The sequence below is a fragment of the Streptomyces sp. NPDC059010 genome (assembly GCF_042740355.1).
In the GTDB taxonomy this organism is placed as follows: Bacteria; Actinomycetota; Actinomycetes; order Streptomycetales; family Streptomycetaceae; genus Streptomyces.
The window spans coordinates 174,599-193,447 of the sequence record NZ_JBHYJA010000011.1; the positions used below are offsets into that span (position 1 = coordinate 174,599).

General features: G+C 70.0%; 17 protein-coding genes. 8 read left to right on the forward strand and 9 right to left on the reverse strand.

The genetic code is table 11. The features are described from left to right. Positions 1 to 131: 131 nt before the first annotated feature. Entirely contained in the window at positions 132 to 1,043 is a 912-nt protein-coding gene (locus tag ACFWYS_RS14225) for a DedA family protein (protein WP_384767229.1), read from the forward strand. A 51-nt stretch (positions 1,044 to 1,094) separates the two neighbouring features. On the opposite strand, the gene ACFWYS_RS14230 is transcribed toward ACFWYS_RS14225, so the two are convergent. The 3 genes from ACFWYS_RS14230 to ACFWYS_RS14240 all read right to left on the reverse strand — a co-directional run bounded on the left by ACFWYS_RS14230 (position 1,095) and on the right by ACFWYS_RS14240 (position 4,012). Continuing rightward, the gene (locus ACFWYS_RS14230) at positions 1,095 to 1,508 is read right to left on the reverse strand and encodes a hypothetical protein (RefSeq protein ID WP_384767232.1); all 414 of its coding nucleotides are present in this window, start codon (positions 1,506 to 1,508) and stop codon (positions 1,095 to 1,097) included. A 256-nt stretch (positions 1,509 to 1,764) separates the two neighbouring features. Continuing rightward, a complete protein-coding gene (locus ACFWYS_RS14235) occupies positions 1,765 to 3,402 on the reverse strand; it encodes a threonine/serine exporter ThrE family protein (protein WP_384767235.1) in 1,638 nt (545 codons plus the stop codon). A 118-nt stretch (positions 3,403 to 3,520) separates the two neighbouring features. After that, complete coding sequence (locus ACFWYS_RS14240; RefSeq protein ID WP_015658794.1) at positions 3,521 to 4,012, reverse strand: inorganic diphosphatase; 492 nt, start codon at positions 4,010 to 4,012, stop codon at positions 3,521 to 3,523. A gap of 79 nt (positions 4,013 to 4,091) precedes the next feature. Here ACFWYS_RS14240 and dacB point away from each other — a divergent pair, with 79 nt between their 5' ends. From dacB to folE, 6 genes are all read left to right on the forward strand, one after another. Next, positions 4,092 to 5,717, forward strand: coding sequence for a D-alanyl-D-alanine carboxypeptidase/D-alanyl-D-alanine-endopeptidase (gene dacB, locus ACFWYS_RS14245; protein ID WP_384767238.1), 1,626 nt, complete (start codon positions 4,092 to 4,094; stop codon positions 5,715 to 5,717). An 83-nt stretch (positions 5,718 to 5,800) separates the two neighbouring features. Beyond that, on the forward strand, positions 5,801 to 6,940 hold the full coding sequence (locus tag ACFWYS_RS14250) for a zinc-dependent metalloprotease (protein WP_384767241.1): 1,140 nt from the start codon (positions 5,801 to 5,803) through the stop codon (positions 6,938 to 6,940). A 210-nt stretch (positions 6,941 to 7,150) separates the two neighbouring features. Next, entirely contained in the window at positions 7,151 to 8,374 is a 1,224-nt protein-coding gene (gene tilS / locus ACFWYS_RS14255; protein ID WP_384767244.1) for a tRNA lysidine(34) synthetase TilS, read from the forward strand. A gap of 74 nt (positions 8,375 to 8,448) precedes the next feature. Next, the gene (gene hpt, locus ACFWYS_RS14260; RefSeq protein ID WP_384767429.1) at positions 8,449 to 9,009 is read left to right on the forward strand and encodes a hypoxanthine phosphoribosyltransferase; all 561 of its coding nucleotides are present in this window, start codon (positions 8,449 to 8,451) and stop codon (positions 9,007 to 9,009) included. A gap of 207 nt (positions 9,010 to 9,216) precedes the next feature. Next, on the forward strand, positions 9,217 to 11,256 hold the full coding sequence (gene ftsH / locus ACFWYS_RS14265; protein ID WP_384767247.1) for an ATP-dependent zinc metalloprotease FtsH: 2,040 nt from the start codon (positions 9,217 to 9,219) through the stop codon (positions 11,254 to 11,256). Positions 11,257 to 11,397: 141 nt separating this feature from the next. Continuing rightward, positions 11,398 to 12,003 carry a GTP cyclohydrolase I FolE gene (gene folE, locus ACFWYS_RS14270; RefSeq protein WP_272125380.1) on the forward strand — a complete coding sequence of 202 codons (606 nt, stop codon included), beginning with the start codon at positions 11,398 to 11,400 and terminating at the stop codon, positions 12,001 to 12,003. 22 nt (positions 12,004 to 12,025) lie between these two features. Here the strand turns inward: folE and ACFWYS_RS14275 are convergent, their stop codons facing one another. The 6 genes from ACFWYS_RS14275 to ACFWYS_RS14300 form a co-directional block, all read right to left on the reverse strand. Then, positions 12,026 to 12,514, reverse strand: a complete 489-nt coding sequence (locus tag ACFWYS_RS14275; protein ID WP_384767251.1) for a DUF3180 domain-containing protein — start codon at positions 12,512 to 12,514, stop codon at positions 12,026 to 12,028. A 56-nt stretch (positions 12,515 to 12,570) separates the two neighbouring features. Continuing rightward, positions 12,571 to 13,182 (reverse strand): 2-amino-4-hydroxy-6-hydroxymethyldihydropteridine diphosphokinase, encoded by a 612-nt coding sequence (gene folK / locus ACFWYS_RS14280; protein ID WP_384767254.1) that lies wholly within the window; start codon positions 13,180 to 13,182, stop codon positions 12,571 to 12,573. Further along, a complete protein-coding gene (gene folB / locus ACFWYS_RS14285; RefSeq protein WP_384767257.1) occupies positions 13,179 to 13,538 on the reverse strand; it encodes a dihydroneopterin aldolase in 360 nt (119 codons plus the stop codon). The genes folK and folB overlap by 4 nt, the downstream gene beginning before the upstream one ends. Before the next feature lie 340 nt (positions 13,539 to 13,878). Further along, entirely contained in the window at positions 13,879 to 14,382 is a 504-nt protein-coding gene (locus ACFWYS_RS14290) for a nuclear transport factor 2 family protein (RefSeq protein ID WP_384767260.1), read from the reverse strand. Then, on the reverse strand, positions 14,379 to 15,314 hold the full coding sequence (gene folP / locus ACFWYS_RS14295; RefSeq protein WP_384767262.1) for a dihydropteroate synthase: 936 nt from the start codon (positions 15,312 to 15,314) through the stop codon (positions 14,379 to 14,381). The genes ACFWYS_RS14290 and folP overlap by 4 nt, the downstream gene beginning before the upstream one ends. Before the next feature lie 224 nt (positions 15,315 to 15,538). Beyond that, positions 15,539 to 17,383 (reverse strand): phosphatidylglycerol lysyltransferase domain-containing protein, encoded by a 1,845-nt coding sequence (locus tag ACFWYS_RS14300; protein ID WP_384767264.1) that lies wholly within the window; start codon positions 17,381 to 17,383, stop codon positions 15,539 to 15,541. Positions 17,384 to 17,641: 258 nt separating this feature from the next. Here ACFWYS_RS14300 and ACFWYS_RS14305 point away from each other — a divergent pair, with 258 nt between their 5' ends. After that, positions 17,642 to 18,760 (forward strand): alpha/beta hydrolase, encoded by a 1,119-nt coding sequence (locus tag ACFWYS_RS14305; protein WP_384767267.1) that lies wholly within the window; start codon positions 17,642 to 17,644, stop codon positions 18,758 to 18,760. The last annotated feature ends 89 nt before the right edge of the window (positions 18,761 to 18,849 follow it).

Sequence of the window (18,849 nt, forward strand, 5' to 3'; positions counted from 1 at the left end):
ACAGCTTTGTCCCAGCAGGGCCACAGTGCATCCTGAGGGGGTCCATGGAACCTGGGCGGCGAGTGCCACGTTGGTACGTTGAGCTGTCAGCCGCAGCCCGCCCGTCCCCACCCAGCAGGAGCCACATTCCCGTGACCACGCTTGCGCTCGGCCCCGAGTGGCTCGATCCGAATTATCTGATCGAGACCTTCAGCCTGCCCGGCATCCTGCTGATCGTCTTCGCGGAGTCCGGCCTCTTCGCGTTCCTGCCCGGTGACTCCCTGCTGTTCACGGCGGGCCTCTTCGTGGCCCAGGGCCAGTACATCAGCCAGCCCCTGTGGCTGGTCTGCACGCTCATCGTCCTGGCCGCCGTCATCGGCGACCAGGTCGGCTACATGATCGGCAAGTTCCTCGGCCCGAAGCTCTTCAACCGCCCGAACTCCAAGCTCTTCAAGCAGGAGAACCTGGACAAGGCGCACGAGTTCATGGAGAGGTACGGCCCCAAGGCGATCGTCCTCGCCCGCTTCGTGCCGATCGTGCGCACGTTCGCGCCCATCGTGGCGGGCGCCGGCCGCATGCAGTACCGCACGTTCCTCACGTACAACGTCATCGGCGGTGTCGCCTGGGGCACCGGCGTCACCCTCGCCGGCTACTGGCTCGGCCAGATCGACTTCATCAAGACCAACGTCGAGGCGATCCTCGTCCTGATCGTCCTCGTCTCCGTGGTCCCGATCCTCATCGAGTTCCTGCGCGAGCGCGCCAAGAACAAGCGCGCGGCGGCCGAAACCCCGGCACCCGCCCAGACCCGGCCCCAGCAGATGGACGACGCGACCACCCAGCTGCGCCGCATCCCGTCCCACGACCAGCCCCAGCAGCCGTACGGGAATTCGGGCCACCAGCAGTACGGCGACCAGGGCGGGCAGCAGTACGGCTACGACCAGCAGTACTACGACCCCCAGCCCCCGCAGCAGCCGTACGCCCAGCAGTACCCGCAGGGGTACGGCGAGCAGCAGCCCTACGGCAACCAGCAGAACCAGCAGTACCCGCCGAACCAGGGCTACTGACGAGGGCGGCCGCGGGACCGGCAGGACAAGGCCGGTCCCGCTGACATCGGCTCAGCCGACGTACATCCACCTGGTCACATAGACCTTTCCGTCGGTCATCATGATGCCGCGGATGGCGTCGTCGGAACCCAGGTTGCTGAGGTACCTCTTGAAGGAACCGCATTTCCCGGCCGCGATGAACTGGTTGTCCCAGCCGTCCCAGACCCGGCTTCCGCCGTCGATCTGGTAGCCGAACCGTACGTTGATCGTCCCCGAGCCGCCGGTCCTGCAGTACTCGGTGGTGTAGTCACCGGAGACCGACTCCGGGCCGTAGAGGCACAGCTCGCCGTTGTCGAGCGAGCCGCACTTGGACGCCCGGTCGGCCTTCAGGGAAGCCGCGTCGGCGGATGCGGCGGGCCCGAACAGCGCGAGGGCGCCGGCCAGCGCCGCGACCGTGGCGAACGCCTTCCTGGTGACTCGTGGCATGGCAGTTTTCAAGTTTCATCCCCGAATTCAAAAACGGTCTTGCGTGGTCCTTACGGAGGCTAGGGGACGGCTTGACGGCGAGGTAAGGCGTATACCCGGGACGGATATCGAGCGGAGTGACGGAGGGTAAACGGAGGGCGGTTTTCCACATCAGGTAAAAGCGACATGTCTGCGTATGGAATCCACTGGAATCCACGCGCCGGGAGCGCCGCGACTACCGGCCGTCCACGGTTCCGTTGTATGTGAGATCCGCCACTCAGAAGCCTCGTGTCCGCTTGGCCGCACGACGGCTGGCGGCCGTGGCCCCGCCCGGAAGCCGCAGGAAGAGCCGGGAGATCTCCGAGCCCAGGTTCACTCCGATCGCGATGGCCATGGCCAAAGAGGCGGCCGTGGCCAGCGAAACGAGGCCCTGGTTGGGTTCGTTCTGTGCGATCGACAGCAGCCCGAAATAGGTGGCGGACCCTGGCAGCAGGGGCCCGATCGCAGCGGTCGTATAGGGCAGCGCGGAAGCGAATCGGTATCGCGACAGCAATTGCCCGAACAAGCCCACCAGCCCCGCGGCAGCAGCCGTGGAAGCAACCGCGGAGAACTCCCCGACATAGAACATCGCGCCGTACACCACCCACGCGACGCCCCCGTTGAGGGTCACCGCGAGCACGGTGGACCGTTCCTGCTGGAGCAGCACCGCGAAGGTCAGTGACAGCAGCATCGACGCGGCGATCTGCCAGTACGGCCTCTGGGAGGCGTGCAGTGCCTCGTCCGGGGTCAGCTTGGCGCCCAGGTTCACGCCGAAGTACAGGATCACCAGCACCCCGACGACGATGCCGACGAAGAAGTACATGACCTCAAGCAGTCGCGCCGACGCGGTGATGTAGAAGCCGGTCAGCCCGTCCTGCACGCCCGCCACCAGCGCCCGCCCGGGCAGCAGTGCGAACAGCCCACCGGTGATCACCGCGGACGCCTTCACGTCGACATGCGCCAGCGTCAGGGCGACCCCCATCGCGGCCGGCGGCATCGCGGCCACCGTGAACTGGTAGAACTCCGGCAGCCCGCGCCCCGCGCACAGCCACGCCAGCCGGTCGCCGAGCATCGCGCCCAGCATGGCCGCGATGAACACGATCAGATCACCGCCGACCAGCACGGAGGCCGCGCCCGCGAGCAGTCCGCTCGCCGCGGTCAGCACCCAGGTCGGATACGGGTGCCGGTTGCGGCGGATCTCCGCGAGCCGCCCGTAGGCCTCCTCAAGGGAGATGTGGGTCTCCGGGTCGCTGAGGTCGTCCACGAGCCGGAACACGGCCGCCAGACGCGTGTAGTCGGTGCCGCGCCGCCGCACCGTACGCGACGCCGACACCGGGTCGTCCACCAGCGACGGCTGGTACGAGACCGACAGCAGGGTGAAGGTGACGTTCGGCTCGCACCGGTCCAGGCCGTAGGAGCGGCAGACCGCGAACATCGCGGCCTCCACGTCCTCCGCGCCCTCACCGCCCGCCAGCAGCAGCTCGCCGATACGCAGGGTCAGGTCGAGTACACGCGGGACGGCCGGCCCCTCGTCCTCCGCCTTCGGCATCCGCTCCGGCGCGGGCCGCTCGGCCACCGGCATGCGCAGCATCGTCCGCATCCGGTCCTGCCAGGGCAGGTCCTTGGTCAGCCGCACCACCGGGACGCCATTGGCCGGCGTGAACGCCGGCGCGTCCTCGGGGCTGTAGAGGGCAGGCGTACTGAACGCCGAACCCTCCGGTTCGTGGGACGGTGCCTGTGGCACGCCCAGCCCCTTGGGCAGCGCGAACTCGGACGTGGTCTCCGATTCGCTGTCTGCCACCTCGACGCCGGCGGGCGGCGCGAAGGCCATCCTCGCCTCGTCCGACTGCGGCTTGCGGTCTTCCGCGTCCGTCACGTGCGTTGCACTCCCTGTACGACACCTCCTGCCGTCACTCAGTATGCGCACAGACACACGAACGGGCTGCACGCGCATGCGTACAGCCCGTTCGGACGGCCAGAAGCCAGGGGGTGTCTCAGTGGCCGCCCTGGTCCTTGAAGCGCTTGTAGGACCGCTCGATCTCGGCCTCGGCCTCGGTGCGGCCCACCCAGTCGGCGCCCTCGACGGACTTGCCGGGCTCCAGGTCCTTGTAGACCTCGAAGAAGTGCTGGATCTCCAGGCGGTCGAACTCCGACACGTGGTGGATGTCGCGCAGGTGCTCCTGACGCGGGTCCGTCGCCGGGACGCACAGCAGCTTGTCGTCGCCGCCGGCCTCGTCCGTCATCCGGAACATGCCGATCGCGCGGCACTTGATCAGGCAGCCCGGGAACGTCGGCTCGTCCAGGATGACCAGCGCGTCCAGCGGGTCGCCGTCCTCGCCGAGGGTGTTCTCGACGAAGCCGTAGTCGGTCGGGTAGGCGGTCGAGGTGAAGAGTCGACGGTCCAGGCGGATCCGACCGGTCTCGTGGTCCACCTCGTACTTGTTCCGCGAACCCTTCGGAATCTCGATCGTGACGTCGAACTCCACCGGTGGCTCCTCCATGATCAGCACATAGTTCTGGTGGTTAAGTGTCCCTCACGCAGGTGTGTGATCGCGAAAGGGGCTGGTGGTCGTGCCAGATCTGAGGCCGTGGCGAGCCGCGAGACCGCATGCGGCGCGGATCGCGGACGCCGTACGACCGCGTCTGGCACGGGCCGCGGAGGCCGCACGCCCTCGTCTCGCACGCGCCGCGACGGCCGCGAAACCACGGGTGGCACGGCTCGCACGAGCCGTCTCCCCGCAGGCCGCGCGGACACGCAAGCCGAAGACCTGGCAGTACACCGCGGGCGCCGCCACCGCCGGACTGGCACTGGCCGCCGGAGTGGTGACCACCGCCGGTCCCTGGGACTCCACCGGTCAGCGTACGGCCGAGCGGGACCGGGCGGTCGCCCAGGAGCGTGCAGGTGGCGCAGATCACGGCCGTAATACCGATACGTCCGACACGGCCACGGCGGCCCCCCTTCCCGCCCCCAGCGCGGGCTCCGTCCTCACCGGCCTCGGCGGCGGCACCAACACCGTGAAGTCGGCCCCGAACGCAAAGGCCCTGAGCGGCGTCCTGGGACCGCTGCTGGACGCACCCGAACTCGGCAGGCGTACGGCAGCCGTCGTGGACGTCGCGAGCGGCAAGCGCCTCTACGGCGACGGAGCCGCCAAGGCCCTCACCCCGGCCTCCACGACGAAGATCGCCACCGCCGCGGCCGCCCTCGCCGCCCTCGGCCCCGACCACCGCCTCACCACCCGCACCGCCCTGGAACCCGACACCAGGGAACTCGTCCTGGTCGGCGGCGGCGACCCCACGCTGACGGCCCGCGAGGACTCGGGCGGCTGGGCGAGCCTGCGCGACCTCGCCGCCGCCACCGCGAAGAAGCTGAAGAAGCAGAACCTGCGCGAGGTCACCCTCTCCTACGACACGACCCTCTACGCCGGGCCCGAACTGCACCGCATCGGGGTCAACGACAACCTCGCCCGGGTCACCGCCCTGATGGCCGACGAGGCCCGCACCGACGACTCCACCAGAGGCCCGGTACCCCGGGTGGCGGACCCGGCGAAGGACGCGGCGACCAAGTTCGCGTCCTTCCTCGCCGACCACGGCATCAGGACCACGTCCCCCGGCCCCTCCAAGGCCACCAACCGGGCCGGTTCACTCGCCGAGGTCGCCTCGCCCCCGCTGTCCGCCCTGGTCGAGCGCATGCTCACCAACAGCGACAACGACATCGCCGAGGCCCTGGCCCGCCACACCGCCGTGGCCGGCGGCCGACGCGCCGACTTCGACGGCGCCGACGCCGCGATCCGGGCCCAGCTGAAGAGGCTCGGCCTGCCGGTGTCCGGCTCCGCCTTCAAGGACGGCAGCGGCCTCGACCGCGCCGACAGACTGACGGCCGACCTCCTCACCGCCCTCCTCGCCAAGGCCGCCGACCCCGCCCACCCCGAACTCCGCCCCACCCTCACCGGCCTCCCGGTCGCCGGCTTCACCGGCACCCTGACCAGCCGCTACACGGACGGCGCGGCAGGCGTCGTCCGAGCCAAGACCGGCACCCTGACCGGCGTGAACACCCTGGCCGGCACGGCCGTCGACCAGGACGGCCGCCTCCTGGCCTTCGCGTTCCTGGCGTCCGACACGACCAACCCCGGGGCGGCGCAGTCGGCCCTGGACAGAGCGGCCACGGCACTCGCGTCGTGCGGCTGCGGCTGACCCGGGCCGCCCTCGGCGCCGACCGCCGCCCCGCAAACCCCCACGGCCTGCCCCAAGTGGGAACGCTCACGTACGGTTGACACATGACGAGCATCGGTGGTGCCGAGATGGTCGACTGGAATCTCGCGGTGGCGACCGCGACCCGGCTCGTACGGCCGGGCCCCGAGGTGAGCCGCGACGAGGCCAGGGCCGTCGTCGCCGAGCTGCGCCGACACGCCAAAGCCTCGGAGGAACACGTCCGGGGCTTCACTCGTATGGGCACGGAGGACACCCACGACACCCCCGTCCTCGTCGTGGACCGCCCCGGCTGGGTCCGCGCGAACGTCGCGGGGTTCCGCCAGATCCTCAAGCCCCTGCTCGAAAAGATGCAGGAGCGCCGCGGCAGCAGTACCGGCGGCGCGGTCCTGGGCGCCGTCGGCGGCAAGGTCACCGGCGTCGAACTCGGCATGCTGCTGTCCTTCCTGGCCTCCCGCGTCCTCGGCCAGTACGAGACATTCGCCCCCGCCACCCGTGAGCTCCCCGCCGGCGGCTCCCCTGATTCGCCGAGTGGCGGCGGCCGCCTCCTGCTCGTCGCCCCGAACATCGTCCATGTGGAGCGCGAACTCGACGTACACCCCCACGACTTCCGCCTGTGGGTGTGCCTGCACGAGGAGACCCACCGCACGCAGTTCAGCGCGGTGCCCTGGCTGCGGGACCACCTGGAGGGCGAAATCCAGTCTTTCTTGGGAGAGACCGACGTCGACCCCATGACCGTCCTGGAACGCATCCGCGAGGCCGCGCAGTCGCTGGCCGGCAGCCGGCCCGAGGCCGAGGAGGACGACGGCGGACGCTCGTTCGTCGAACTCGTGCAGACCCCGGCCCAGCGGGAGATCCTCGGCCGCCTCACCGCCGTGATGTCACTCCTGGAGGGCCACGCCGACTTCGTGATGGACGGCGTCGGCCCGTCCGTCGTGCCGTCCGTCGGCGAGATCCGCGAGAAGTTCCAGCAGCGGCGCGCCAAGGGCGCCTCAAGGCTGGACATGGCCCTGCGCAAACTGCTCGGTCTGGACGCCAAACTCAGGCAGTACCGCGACGGCGAACGCTTCGTGCGGGCCGTCGTCGACCAGGTCGGCATGGACGGCTTCAACCGCGTGTGGACGTCCCCGAACACCCTCCCCACCAAGGCCGAGATCGCCAAACCGGCGGACTGGGTCTCGCGGGTGCATCGCAAGGCAGAGTCGTGAATCACGCGCCGAGTCGTGCATCTCATACGAAGGTCGTGAACCGAATCCGGCCGACGGCAGTCGAACGCCCCTGCAATCACCCGTCCGAGGGACCGTGAGCCATGGGTAGGCGTGCAATGCTCGGGGAACGGCCCGGTTCTGTCACCATCTACACACTCTGAGTGACCGACTCGGACTCACCCCCCGACAACTTCATGAAGGGAACCGGACATGGGTCCCCATCCTGCGGTCGCGGCGATACGCCTGGCGGTCCGCCGCGTCCTCCACGACATCCTCACCGAGCACAGCCGCACCACCGACGCACCAGCGCCCGGCAGCCGGCGCGCGGCCTCCCACGAGGCGCCGCACCTGGCACAGCCGATGGCGCCCGCAGTGGCGTCCGCGGCCACCACGTTCGCCACCGCCGCGTACCACCCCGCACGCGCCGCGGTCGGCCACCGCACGGCACACGAGCCGTCGTACGAGCTCCCCCGCGCGACCCCGCAGGAGCCCACGCGCACCACCCCGCACGAGCGCCCCCCCTCCCCGCTCGTGCTCGTGGCATGCTCCGGCGGCGCCGACTCCATGGCCCTCGCCTCCGCACTCGCCTTCGAAGCCCCCAAACTCGGCATCCGCGCCGGCGCCGTCACCGTCGACCACGGTCTCCAGCCCGGCTCCGACCTGCGCGCCGAGGAAGTCGTCCTGCGCATGCGCGAACTCGGCCTCGACCCGGTCGAGTCCATCGCCGTGACCGTGGGCCGCGAAGGCGGCCCCGAGGCAGCCGCCCGCGACGCCCGCTACGCCGCCCTCGACGCCGCGGCCCTGCGCCACGGCGCCCTCGCCGTCCTGCTCGGACACACCCGCGACGACCAGGCCGAGACCGTCCTGCTCGGCCTCGCCCGCGGCTCCGGCATCCGCTCCCTGTCCGGAATGGCCGCGGTCTCGGGGGCCGACGGCCGTTACCGGCGCCCCTTCCTCCAGCTCGACCGGCAGACCGCCCGCAAGGCCTGCATGGTCCAGTCCCTCCCGGTCTGGGACGACCCCCACAACTCCGATCCCGCGTACACCCGGTCGCGGCTGCGCCAGGAAGGCCTGCCCGCCCTGGAGAAGGCCCTCGGCAAAGGCGTCGTGGAGGCCCTCGCCCGCACGGCCCAGCTCTCCCGCGACGACGCCGACGCCCTCGACGCCTGGGCCAGCCAGGCCGAGACCGCCGTACGCGACTCGGCCGGTCTCCTGGAGTGCGCGAAGCTGTACGCGCTGCCGCCCGCCGTACGCCGCCGGATCCTGCGCCGCGCCGCCATCGAGGCCGGGGCGCCCGCCGGCGCGCTGTTCGCCCGCCACATCGAGGAAGTCGACCGCCTGATCACCGGCTGGCGCGGTCAGGGAGCCATCAATCTCCCCGGCAAAGTCGTGGCCCAGCGCCAGGGTGGCAGACTGGTGATTCGGCAAGGCTGAAACCGGACCTCCCACCGGCCCCTCACACGGGTCGTAAGAGCGGCCGGGAAGAGCCGGTGGGACGACCGAAAGTGATGCGGGTGGACGCGAAAGACATGGGTGCCGACCTCAAGCAGGTACTCATCACCAAGGAAGAGATCGACGCCAAGCTCGCCGAGCTGGCCGCGAAGATCGACGCGGAGTACGAGGGCAAGGACCTGCTCATCGTCGGCGTCCTCAAGGGCGCGGTGATGGTCATGGCCGACCTCGCCCGGGCACTGTCCACCCCCGTCACCATGGACTGGATGGCCGTGTCGTCGTACGGCGCCGGCACCCAGTCCTCCGGTGTCGTGCGGATCCTCAAGGACCTCGACACCGACATCAAGGGCAAGCACGTCCTGATCGTCGAGGACATCATCGACTCCGGCCTGACCCTGTCGTGGCTGCTGTCCAACCTCGGCTCCCGCGAGCCGGAGTCCCTCAAGGTGTGCACCCTGCTGCGCAAGCCGGACGCCGCCAAGGTCGCCATCGAGGTGGAGTGGGTCGGCTTCGACATCCCCAACGAGTTCGTCGTCGGCTACGGCCTCGACTACGCCGAGAAGTACCGCAACCTTCCATTCGTCGGTACGCTCGCGCCTCACGTCTACGGCGGCTGACTCCGACGGTCCGGAGAACCGGACCCGAAGGGACCAAGCCCCGTACGAAGATCGGGAACCCCGGCGGGCCTCGCGGCGTTGGAGCATGCAGACGGGCTTGCTGGCCCGCCCGTGCGGCTACGGGCGCCGAAGCTGGGGTACCGTCAGAAGAACTGTCTTATCAAACTCACTATGGCAGGAGGGACGGGGCGACACCGCTCCGTATGGATGGACGTGAAGCGATACTTCCGTGGGCCGGTCATGTGGATCGTGCTGGCCGTCCTTGCCGTGGTCGTGTTGATGCAGGTCGTCGGCTCGTCCGGCGGCTACAAGACGGTGGACACCGGCCAGGTCATTCAGGCGATCAATGAGAACAAGGTCGAGTCGGTCAAGCTGACCACCGGCGACGAACAGACCGTCAAGGCCCAGCTCAAGGACGGCGAAAAGGTCGAGGGCTCCACCAAGATCCAGGCGTCCTACATCGGCGACCAGGGCGTGGACATCGCCAACACGCTGCAGAACAAGTTCCAGCAGAAGCAGATCCCCGACGGCTACACGGTCTCGCCGTCGAAGCAGAACCCGTTCGTCGGCATCCTGCTCTCCCTGCTGCCCTTCGTCCTCATCGTGGTCGTCTTCCTGTTCCTGATGAATCAGATGCAGGGCGGCGGCTCCCGGGTCATGAACTTCGGGAAGTCCAAGGCGAAGCTCATCACCAAGGACACCCCCAAGACGACGTTCTCGGACGTCGCGGGCTCGGACGAGGCCGTCGAGGAGCTCCACGAGATCAAGGAGTTCCTCCAGGAGCCGGCCAAGTTCCAGGCCGTCGGCGCCAAGATCCCCAAGGGCGTACTGCTCTACGGGCCTCCCGGTACCGGTAAGACGCTCCTCGCGCGCGCAGTCGCCGGCGAGGCGGGCGTCCCCTTCTACTCGATCTCCGGTTCCGACTTCGTCGAGATGTTCGTCGGTGTCGGTGCCTCCCGAGTCCGTGACCTGTTCGAGCAGGCCAAGGCGAACGCCCCGGCCATCGTCTTCGTCGACGAGATCGACGCGGTCGGCCGCCATCGCGGCGCCGGCCTCGGCGGCGGTCACGACGAGCGCGAGCAGACCCTGAACCAGCTGCTCGTCGAGATGGACGGCTTCGACGTGAAGGGCGGCGTGATCCTGATCGCCGCCACGAACCGGCCCGACATCCTCGACCCGGCTCTGCTGCGCCCCGGCCGCTTCGACCGCCAGATCGCGGTCGACCGCCCGGACATGCAGGGCCGTCTGGAGATCCTCAAGGTCCACCAGAAGGGCAAGCCGGTCGCCCCCGACGTCGACCTGTCGGCGGTCGCCCGCCGCACGCCGGGCTTCACGGGCGCGGACCTGTCGAACGTCCTGAACGAGGCGGCGCTGCTGACCGCCCGCTCGGACAAGAAGCTGATCGACAACCAGATGCTGGACGAGGCCATCGACCGCGTCGTGGCGGGCCCGCAGAAGCGGACCCGGATCATGTCGGACAAGGAAAAGAAGATCACCGCGTACCACGAGGGCGGACACGCCCTGGTCGCGGCGGCCTCCCCGAACTCCGACCCGGTCCACAAGATCACGATCCTGTCCCGCGGCCGCGCTCTCGGCTACACCATGGTCCTGCCGGACGAGGACAAGTACTCCACCACCCGCAACGAGATGCTGGACCAGCTGGCCTACATGCTGGGCGGCCGTGCGGCCGAGGAGCTCGTCTTCCACGACCCGACCACGGGCGCCGCGAACGACATCGAGAAGGCCACGGCCACGGCCCGCGCGATGGTCACGCAGTACGGCATGACCGAGCGTCTCGGCGCCATCAAGTTCGGCGGCGACAACACCGAGCCGTTCCTCGGACGTGAGATGGCTCACCAGCGCGACTACTCGGAAGAGGTCGCCGCGCTGGTGGACGAGGAAGTCAAGAAGCTCATCGAGACGGCGCACAACGAGGCCTGGGAGATCCTGGTCGAGAACCGCGACGTCCTCGACAACCTCGTGCTCGCACTGCTGGAGCGGGAGACGCTGGGCAAGGAGGAGATCGCCGAGGTCTTCGCCCCCATCGTCAAGCGCCCGCCCCGGCCCGCCTGGACCGGCTCCTCCCGCCGTACGCCGTCCACCCGTCCGCCGGTGCTCTCCCCCAAGGAGCTCGCACTGACGAACGGCGCCAACGGCGCGACCCCGGCGATCAGCACCGCCAAGTCGACGGTGACGGAGCCCGCCCCGGCGACCGAGCCGGCCCCCGAGGAGCGTCCCGAGAACTGACGCCCCACCCCGGTGGCCTCACCGGGCCCGGAATGGATGCCGCGCCCCCCTGGTTTTAGCCTGGGGGGCGCGGCATTTTCGTATGCCAGGAGTTCAGACGCGTGACCCACACGCGCCACCCGCGAAGGAACGAGGCACCACATGACCGACCCCGTGACGCTTGACGGCGAGGGCCGCATCGGTGAGTTCGACGAGAAGCGCGCCGAGAACGCCGTACGCGAACTGCTGATCGCGGTCGGCGAGGACCCGGACCGCGAGGGGCTCAGGGAGACGCCGGCGCGGGTGGCGCGGGCGTACAAGGAGATCTTCGCGGGGCTGTGGCAGGAGCCTGAGCAGGTGCTGACGACCACGTTCGACATCGGGCATGACGAGATGGTGCTCGTGAAGGACATCGAGGTGTACAGCACCTGTGAGCATCATCTGGTCCCGTTTCGGGGCGTCGCTCACGTCGGATACATTCCGGCCACCTCCGGCAAGATCACCGGGCTGTCCAAGCTGGCCCGGCTGGTGGACGTCTACGCCCGCCGTCCGCAGGTGCAGGAACGACTCACCACGCAGATCGCCGACTCGCTCATGGAGATTCTGGAGCCGCGTGGCGTGATCGTCGTCGTGGAGTGCGAGCACATGTGCATGTCGATGCGCGGCATCCGCAAGCCCGGCGCGATGACCATAACGTCGGCGGTGCGCGGTCAGCTGCGGGACGCGGCGACCCGCAACGAGGCGATGAGCCTCATCATGGCCCGCTGACGCCCCGGGCGCTGATCCCGCGCTACACCGTCGGCGCTGTCCCAGCCCCGTCGTGTTCGTCGTCCTCCGGCAGCTTGCACACGCGCTCCAGGAAGATCGCGGCCACTATGACGGCGATGCCGGCCAGGACCGCGAAGCCGGCGTAGATGGCCTGGTCGCGGCGGGCGGGGATGTCGAGGTATTCCAGGAGGAAGACGCCGGTGCCGCCGTACATGCCGGCGACGAGGGCGGCGACCAGGGCGCTGGCGTGGCCGAAGACGACCGCTCGGGCGGCCATCAGGGGGTCGACGCCCTTGGCCTCGGGGCGTCGTTCGCGCTGGGCCTTGAGGCGGGCGCGGATCGAGATCGCCGTGGACAGGAGCACCACGGCGATCAGGGCGAGGACGATGGGGGCGGCCAGGGGGACGCTGGGCAGGGTCCCGACGGAGTTCCAGAGGCGGGCGCCCGCCCAGGACAGGATGCCGGCGACGATGAACACGCCTGCCAGCATCCTGATGCGCAGCTCTCTCACAGTGTTCCTTCAGCTCCCCCGGGTCCCCATGGACGGTGTCGTCTTGACCTTAACGACTATTCGGGCAGCTGGAGTTCCAGGTCCGCGCGGGCTGCGATGCCTTCGAGGGCGATGCCGGCCAGGAGGTCGGCCACCGGGCCGCGGCCCGGAAGCTGTGCCTGGGGTTCGACGTCGTGCCAGGGGGCGAGGACGAAGGCGCGTTCGTGGGCGCGGGGGTGGGGGAGGGTGAGGATCGGGTCGTCGGAGACGACATCGGCGTAGGCGACGATGTCGACGTCGAGGGTGCGGGCGCCCCAGCGCTCGCCCCGGACCCGGTGGAAGGCCTCCTCGACCGCGTGCGCCCGCTCCAGCAGGGAGGACGGGGGGAGTGTGGTCTTGAGGACGACGATCGCGTTGAAGTAGGAGGGCTGGGTGCCCGGCTCGACGCCCCACGGCTCCGTCTCGTACACGGGGGACACGGCTTTGATGCGGACGCCCGGGGTGTCCTCCAGTGCGTCGACGGCACCCTGGAGGGTCTCCAGGCGGTTGCCCAGGTTGGCGCCGAGGGAGATCACGGCCCGTTTGGGGTTGCTGAGGGTGGTGTCGGCGGCGTCGACCTGATCGACGACGGAGGCGGGTACCGGCTGTACGGTCGGGTCGCTGGGGCCCTTGAGGAAGGGTGCAGTCATACTCGGCTCCGGGTGATGGTGACGGTCACGTCGTCGAAGGGGACCGTGATCGGCGCGTCCGGTTTGTGGACGGTGACCTCGACCTCGTGGACCCCTTCGTGCTTCAGACAGGCCTGGGCGATGCGTTCGGCGAGCGTCTCGATGAGGTTGACCGGTTCGCCCTCGACGACGGCCACGACCTCCTCCGCCACGATGCCGTAGTGCACGGTCTTCGCCAGGTCGTCGTCGGCGGCGGCAGGCCGGGTGTCCAGGCCCAGGACGAGGTCCACGATGAAGGTCTGGCCCTCCTCGCGTTCCTTGGGGAACACCCCGTGGTGCCCGCGGGCCTTCAGGCCGCGCAGCGCGACACGATCCACGCGAATCACTCCTGCAATCGTCGGTGACGGCCGGTCGCTGCCGCGTGCGGGCGGCACACCGGCCTCGAACGAATCTACCTGCGGGCACTGACAGGGCCGGGCCACGGGGGCGTGGGTCCGGTCCGGGCCCAGGAGGATTCATCGAGTGTTTCCCCTGGGGAACCCGGTGGCTCATGGGTTGGTAGCCGCCCCTACCCGGGGTGGCGTGATTCCAACCACTTCTTGGGCCCGGCGGGGTCCCGCGGGCCCTCCTGCGGGTGGCTCGCGGGCGTCGTCCCGTGGTCTCCCGGTGGTTTCCGCGGTCCGTCCCCGTGGTCGTCCCTATGGGGCGACTACCCACTCAGGAGGGGGTGCCGTCGCTCTCTTCCTCGTCGTTTTCGGCCAGAACGGGTGAGGCGTGGTGGGACCAGATCTTCCAGCCGGCGGGGGTGCGCCGGAACACGTTCGTGGCGACGACCAGCTGGCCCACCAGCGGGCCGAGCTCGTCGCCGCCCTCCGGGGCGGGGCCGCCGCTGAGGATGTTCTCGGTGCAGGTCACCAGGGCGGTGTCGCCGGTGACGGAGACATGCACATCGGTGAGGAAGAACTGAATGTAGTCGGTGTTCGCCATGATGAGGGCGTACGACCTGAGGACCTCGCCGCGTCCGGTGAGCACCGGCCAGCCGGGGTGCACACAGGAGATCACGCCGGCGTCGGCCGGGTCGTGGTAGCTCTCGTCGACGCCCAGGTCGGTCGGGGTGAGCCAGAGCGAGGAGAGCTCCTCGAAGTCGCCGCGCTCCATGGCCTCGTAGAAGGCGGTGTTGGCGGCTTCCACCTGTTCCACGTCGGTGTGGGGGGCGCTCACCGGGCTCCTTCAGCGCCGTGTGCGCCGTCGCGCTCGGGTGCGGTCCGCGCGCCGGGTGAGTCTGCGGTGGCGCCGCGCGCTTCCTCGATGGCGCGGGCGACCCGCACCGCGTCCGCCGTGGCACGCACCTCGTGCACGCGCACCGCCCACGCGCCGGCCTGTGCCGCGAGCGCCGAGACGGCGGCCGTGGCGGCGTCGCGCTCCCGGGCGGGCGGCGGCGCGCCCTGCGGCCCGGCGAGGACGCGGCCGAGGAACCGCTTGCGGGAGGCGGCGACGAGCAGCGGGTGGCCGAGGCCGAGCAGGCGGTCGAGGTGGGCGAGGAGGACGAGGTCGTGCTCGGCGTCCTTGGAGAAGCCGAGGCCGGGGTCCACGACGATGCGGTCGGGGGCGATGCCGCCGGCCAGCACGGCCTCCACGCGCGCGTGCAGTTCGTGGACGACCTCGGCGACGACGTCGTCGTACCCGCCCTTGACGTTCCCGCCCTGGAGGAAGCCGCGCCAGTGCATGACGACGAAGGGGGCGCCGGCGTCCGCGACGGCCGGGATCATCGCGGGGTCGGCGAGACCGCCGCTGACGTCGTTGACGAGGGCGGCGCCGGCGGCGAGGGCCTGCTCGGCGACGGAGGCGCGCATGGTGTCGACGGAGACCGTGACGCCCTCGGAGGAGAGGCCGCGGACGACCGGGATGACGCGGCGCAGTTCCTCGTCCTCGTCGACCCGGGTGGCGCCGGGGCGGGTGGACTCGCCGCCGACGTCGACCAGGTCGGCGCCCTCCTCGACGAGGGCGAGGCCGTGCTTGACGGCGGACGTGGTGTCGAACCAGCGGCCGCCGTCGGAGAACGAGTCGGGGGTCACGTTGACGACTCCCATGACCGCGCACCGGTCCCACCCCGGAAGGCCCGCGACGCGCCCGCGTCCGCTCTGCTTGCTCATACGTTCAGCGTAGGCCCAAGCAGGGGTCGCCACGTGCCGCGGCCCGGGCGGAAGCCTTGGGACGGGGGCGGGATCGGCTTCCGCTCGGGCCTGCTTCGGTTTGGCGCGGTTATGGCGCGTGGATCTTTCGTTCCGCGTCCTGTTCGGGCCGCGTGGACCTTGCGTTGCCCGACCTTGTCAGGCTGCGTGGACCTTCCGTTCCACGACCTTGTCAGGCCGCCTTGTCAGGCCGCGCGCATCTCGCGCTCCGCCACCTGGTGGGCGCACGGGCGGGGTGCGGTGCGGCGGCGGCGCAGGAAGCGGGGGAGGGGCAGGGCCAGGTTCACGAAGCCCTCCGCCTGCATGGCGGCGAAGCCGAGGCGGGGCAGGTCGCCGGAGGCGCGGTAGACCACGAAGCGGGGCTCCCAGCGGGGCTGGAACTTGGCGTTGAACTTGTACAGGGACTCGATCTGGAACCAGCGGGAGAGGAACACCAGCAGGCCCCGCCAGGCGCGCAGTACCGGTCCCGCGCCGATCTTCTCGCCGCGTGCCAGGGCCGAGCGGAACATGGCGAAGTTGAGGGACACGCGCGCGATGTCGAACTTCGGGGCGGCCTGGAGGGCGGCCACGATGAGGAGTTCGTTCATGCCGGGGTCGGCGGAGCGGTCGCGGCGCATCAGGTCCAGCGAGACACCGTCGGTGCCCCAGGGCACGAAGTGGAGGATCGCCTTCAGGTCGCCGTACGGACCGGGCTCGTCGTCGGCCTTGTGGGCGGTGGCGATGAGGCAGTCGCCGTCGGACGGGTCGCCGACGCGGCCCAGCGCCATGGAGAAGCCGCGCTCGGTGTCGGTGCCGCGCCAGTCCTCCGCGGCCTGCCGGATGCGCTCCAGCTCGGTCTCGCCGAGGTCACGGACACGACGTACGCGGGTCTCGTAACCGGCGCGCTCGATGCGCTTGACCATCTGACGTACGTTGCGCATCGCGCGGCCGGCGAGCGAGAAATCCGGGACGTCCACCACCGCCTCGTCGCCCAGTTCGAGGGCGTCGAGCCCGGTCTCGCGGGTCCACACCTCGGCGCCGGTCTCGGAGCAGCCCATGACGGCCGGGGTCCAGGAGTGGGCCTTGGCCTCGTCCATGAAGCGCTCGATGGCGCCCGGCCAGGCCTCGACGTCGCCGATGGGGTCGCCGCTGGCGAGCATCACGCCGGAGACGACGCGGTACGTCACCGCCGCCTTGCCGCTGGGCGAGAAGACGACGGCCTTGTCGCGGCGCAGCGCGAAGTGGCCGAGGGAGTCGCGGCCGCCGTGCCTGGCGAGCAGGCCGCGCAGGCGCACCTCGTCGTCCTCGGTGAGGCGGGCGGCGGGGTGTTCGGGGCGGAAGGCCAGGTAGATCGTGGTGACCGCGGTGATCCAGCCGAGGGCGCCCAGGGAGAAGGCGACCGTCCAGGAGGTGTTGCCCGCGTAGTCGACCGGTCCCTCGAAGCCGAACAGTCCGTAGATGACGTGCGCGATGCGGTCGGCCAGGCTCGGGTCGCCGATCAGCGTCTTGGGGTGGGCGCTGACGATGAGCAGCCCGAGGGCGAGCGAACCGGCGCCCATGAGGACGAAGTTGGCCAGCGCGCGCCACCGGCTGCGCGGGTCGGGCAGGGCCGAGAATTGATCGCGATGGCGCACCAGCGCCGTGAGCAGCACGATCGAGATGAGCACGCCGATGAAGGAGTGGCGGTACAGGAACTGCGCCACGGCCCCGGCCGGGAGCAGCACGACGGCGGCACGCCAGGCCCGCCGCTTGCCGCGCTTGAGGCCGTGTGCGAGCAGCAGCAACAGCACACCCGCGCTGAGCGACAGCGCCGCCGCGAACGGGCCGAACGAGCCCGGCAGCACCTCGGCGATGGCGTGCATACGGCTGTGCCGGAAGCGCGGGAAGACGCCCGCGGCGATGTCCAGCAGGCCGACCAGGGCGCAGGCCCGACCGACGAGCGCGGGAACGGCTTCGGGGCGCGGGCCGCGCAGCAGGTGCCGAACACGGCTCGTCCGCTGACCCACCCGGCTCGAAACCTGGTTCGATTGTTGAGGAACCTTGCCCGACATTTCCACATCTGTCCTGACAGACATCGCATCCCAATAGTTCTGCGAGAGACCTTGGATCCGGTGCCGATTCGGGCATCCGGCGACATTGCGCCCTCTAGGACGGTGTCTTGAGGGGAGAGGTTCACTCAGCTCCCCAAAACCGTTTCAAAGGCCAAGGAAAGTCCGGGGCAAGCCCTCGCGAAGGAGCGGGGGAGGCGACGCGTGCGCAGGGGGTCTGCGGCCGCGATTCGGGCGGAAAGTGCGGACAGGTAACCATCGATGGGTCTCACGAGCGACAAGGTGCTGGCGCTGGCGGTTCTCGCCGCCGTAGGGCTGTTCGTCGGCACGGTGTGGCTGTGGCCACGGCTGGCGCGGCGTCGCTGGCGGGCCGTCGCCGGCCGGGTCGGGCTGCTGCTCTCCACGCAGTTGGCGCTCTTCATGGCGGTCGGGCTCGCCGCCAACCAGGCCTTCGGGTTCTACGCCAGCTGGGCCGACCTGTTCGGGCAGGAGAAGGACCAGGGCGTCGTCGTGGACCACACGGCGGCGAGCGGGCCGCTGCGGGTCGTCGACACCCGGCGGGTGCCGGGGGCGGGGGGTCTGCGGCCGCAGGTGGGCGGTCAGATCCAGAAGGTCGACATCGTGGGCCGTACGACCCACATCGCGACGCCCGCGTTCGTCTATCTGCCGCCCGAGTACTTTCAGCCGGAATACCGCACGCGTACGTTCCCGGCGGCCGTCGTCCTGACCGGGTATCCCGGTACGGCGCAGGCGCTGGTGAACAAGCTGGACTATCCGCAGACGGCCGCGCGGCTCGCCGGGGAGGGCCGTATGCAGCCGATGATCCTGGTGATGATGCGGCCGACCGTGGCGCCGCCGCGGGACACCGAGTGCGTGGACGTTCCGCGTGGGCCGCAGACCGAGACGTTCTTCGCCAAGGACCTGCCCGAAGCCGTGGGCGGGCACTACCGGGTGGGCGGCGGAGCCCGCAGCTGGGGCATCATCGGTGACTCCACCGGGGGTTACTGCGCGTTGAAGCTCGCCATGCACCATCCCGGGGTGTACGCGGCGGGGGTCGGGCTTTCCCCGTACTACAAGGCGCCGATCGACGCCACGACGGGCGATCTCTTCCAGGGCGACAAGGAACTGCGCAATCGCGCGAACCTGTGGTGGTACCTCAAGCACAAGCCGGCGCCGGACACCTCACTGCTCGTCAGCAGCAGCAAAGTTGGAGAATCCAACTACAAGGACACGCTGAAGTTCATTGACCGTGTGAAGGCCACGAAGCGGACGCGGATCTCCTCGATCATCCTCGAAAGCGGGGGGCACAACTTCAACACCTGGCGGCGCGAGATTCCGGCGACGCTGGAGTGGGTCAGCGGGCGGTTGAGCGGCAGGTGACAGGGCCTGAAGGGGCTCGCCGTAGCGCTTTTTGATCTTGGTTCCTGGTTAATTCGAGGTCGGATCTGATTCCTGATGCCGTGTGAACG

Bases quoted from the DNA above. Each gene is read 5' to 3' on its own strand.
- ACFWYS_RS14230 (WP_384767232.1), bottom strand. From the start codon at position 1,508: ATGCCACGAGTCACCAGGAAGGCGTTCGCCACGGTCGCGGCGCTGGCC.
- ACFWYS_RS14250 (WP_384767241.1), top strand. From the start codon at position 5,801: ATGACGAGCATCGGTGGTGCCGAGATGGTCGACTGGAATCTCGCGGTG.
- tilS (WP_384767244.1), top strand. From the start codon at position 7,151: ATGGGTCCCCATCCTGCGGTCGCGGCGATACGCCTGGCGGTCCGCCGC.
- hpt (WP_384767429.1), top strand. From the start codon at position 8,449: ATGCGGGTGGACGCGAAAGACATGGGTGCCGACCTCAAGCAGGTACTC.
- ftsH (WP_384767247.1), top strand. From the start codon at position 9,217: ATGGACGTGAAGCGATACTTCCGTGGGCCGGTCATGTGGATCGTGCTG.
- folE (WP_272125380.1), top strand. From the start codon at position 11,398: ATGACCGACCCCGTGACGCTTGACGGCGAGGGCCGCATCGGTGAGTTC.
- folK (WP_384767254.1), bottom strand. From the start codon at position 13,182: ATGACTGCACCCTTCCTCAAGGGCCCCAGCGACCCGACCGTACAGCCG.
- folP (WP_384767262.1), bottom strand. From the start codon at position 15,314: ATGAGCAAGCAGAGCGGACGCGGGCGCGTCGCGGGCCTTCCGGGGTGG.
- ACFWYS_RS14300 (WP_384767264.1), bottom strand. From the start codon at position 17,383: ATGTCGGGCAAGGTTCCTCAACAATCGAACCAGGTTTCGAGCCGGGTG.
- ACFWYS_RS14305 (WP_384767267.1), top strand. From the start codon at position 17,642: ATGGGTCTCACGAGCGACAAGGTGCTGGCGCTGGCGGTTCTCGCCGCC.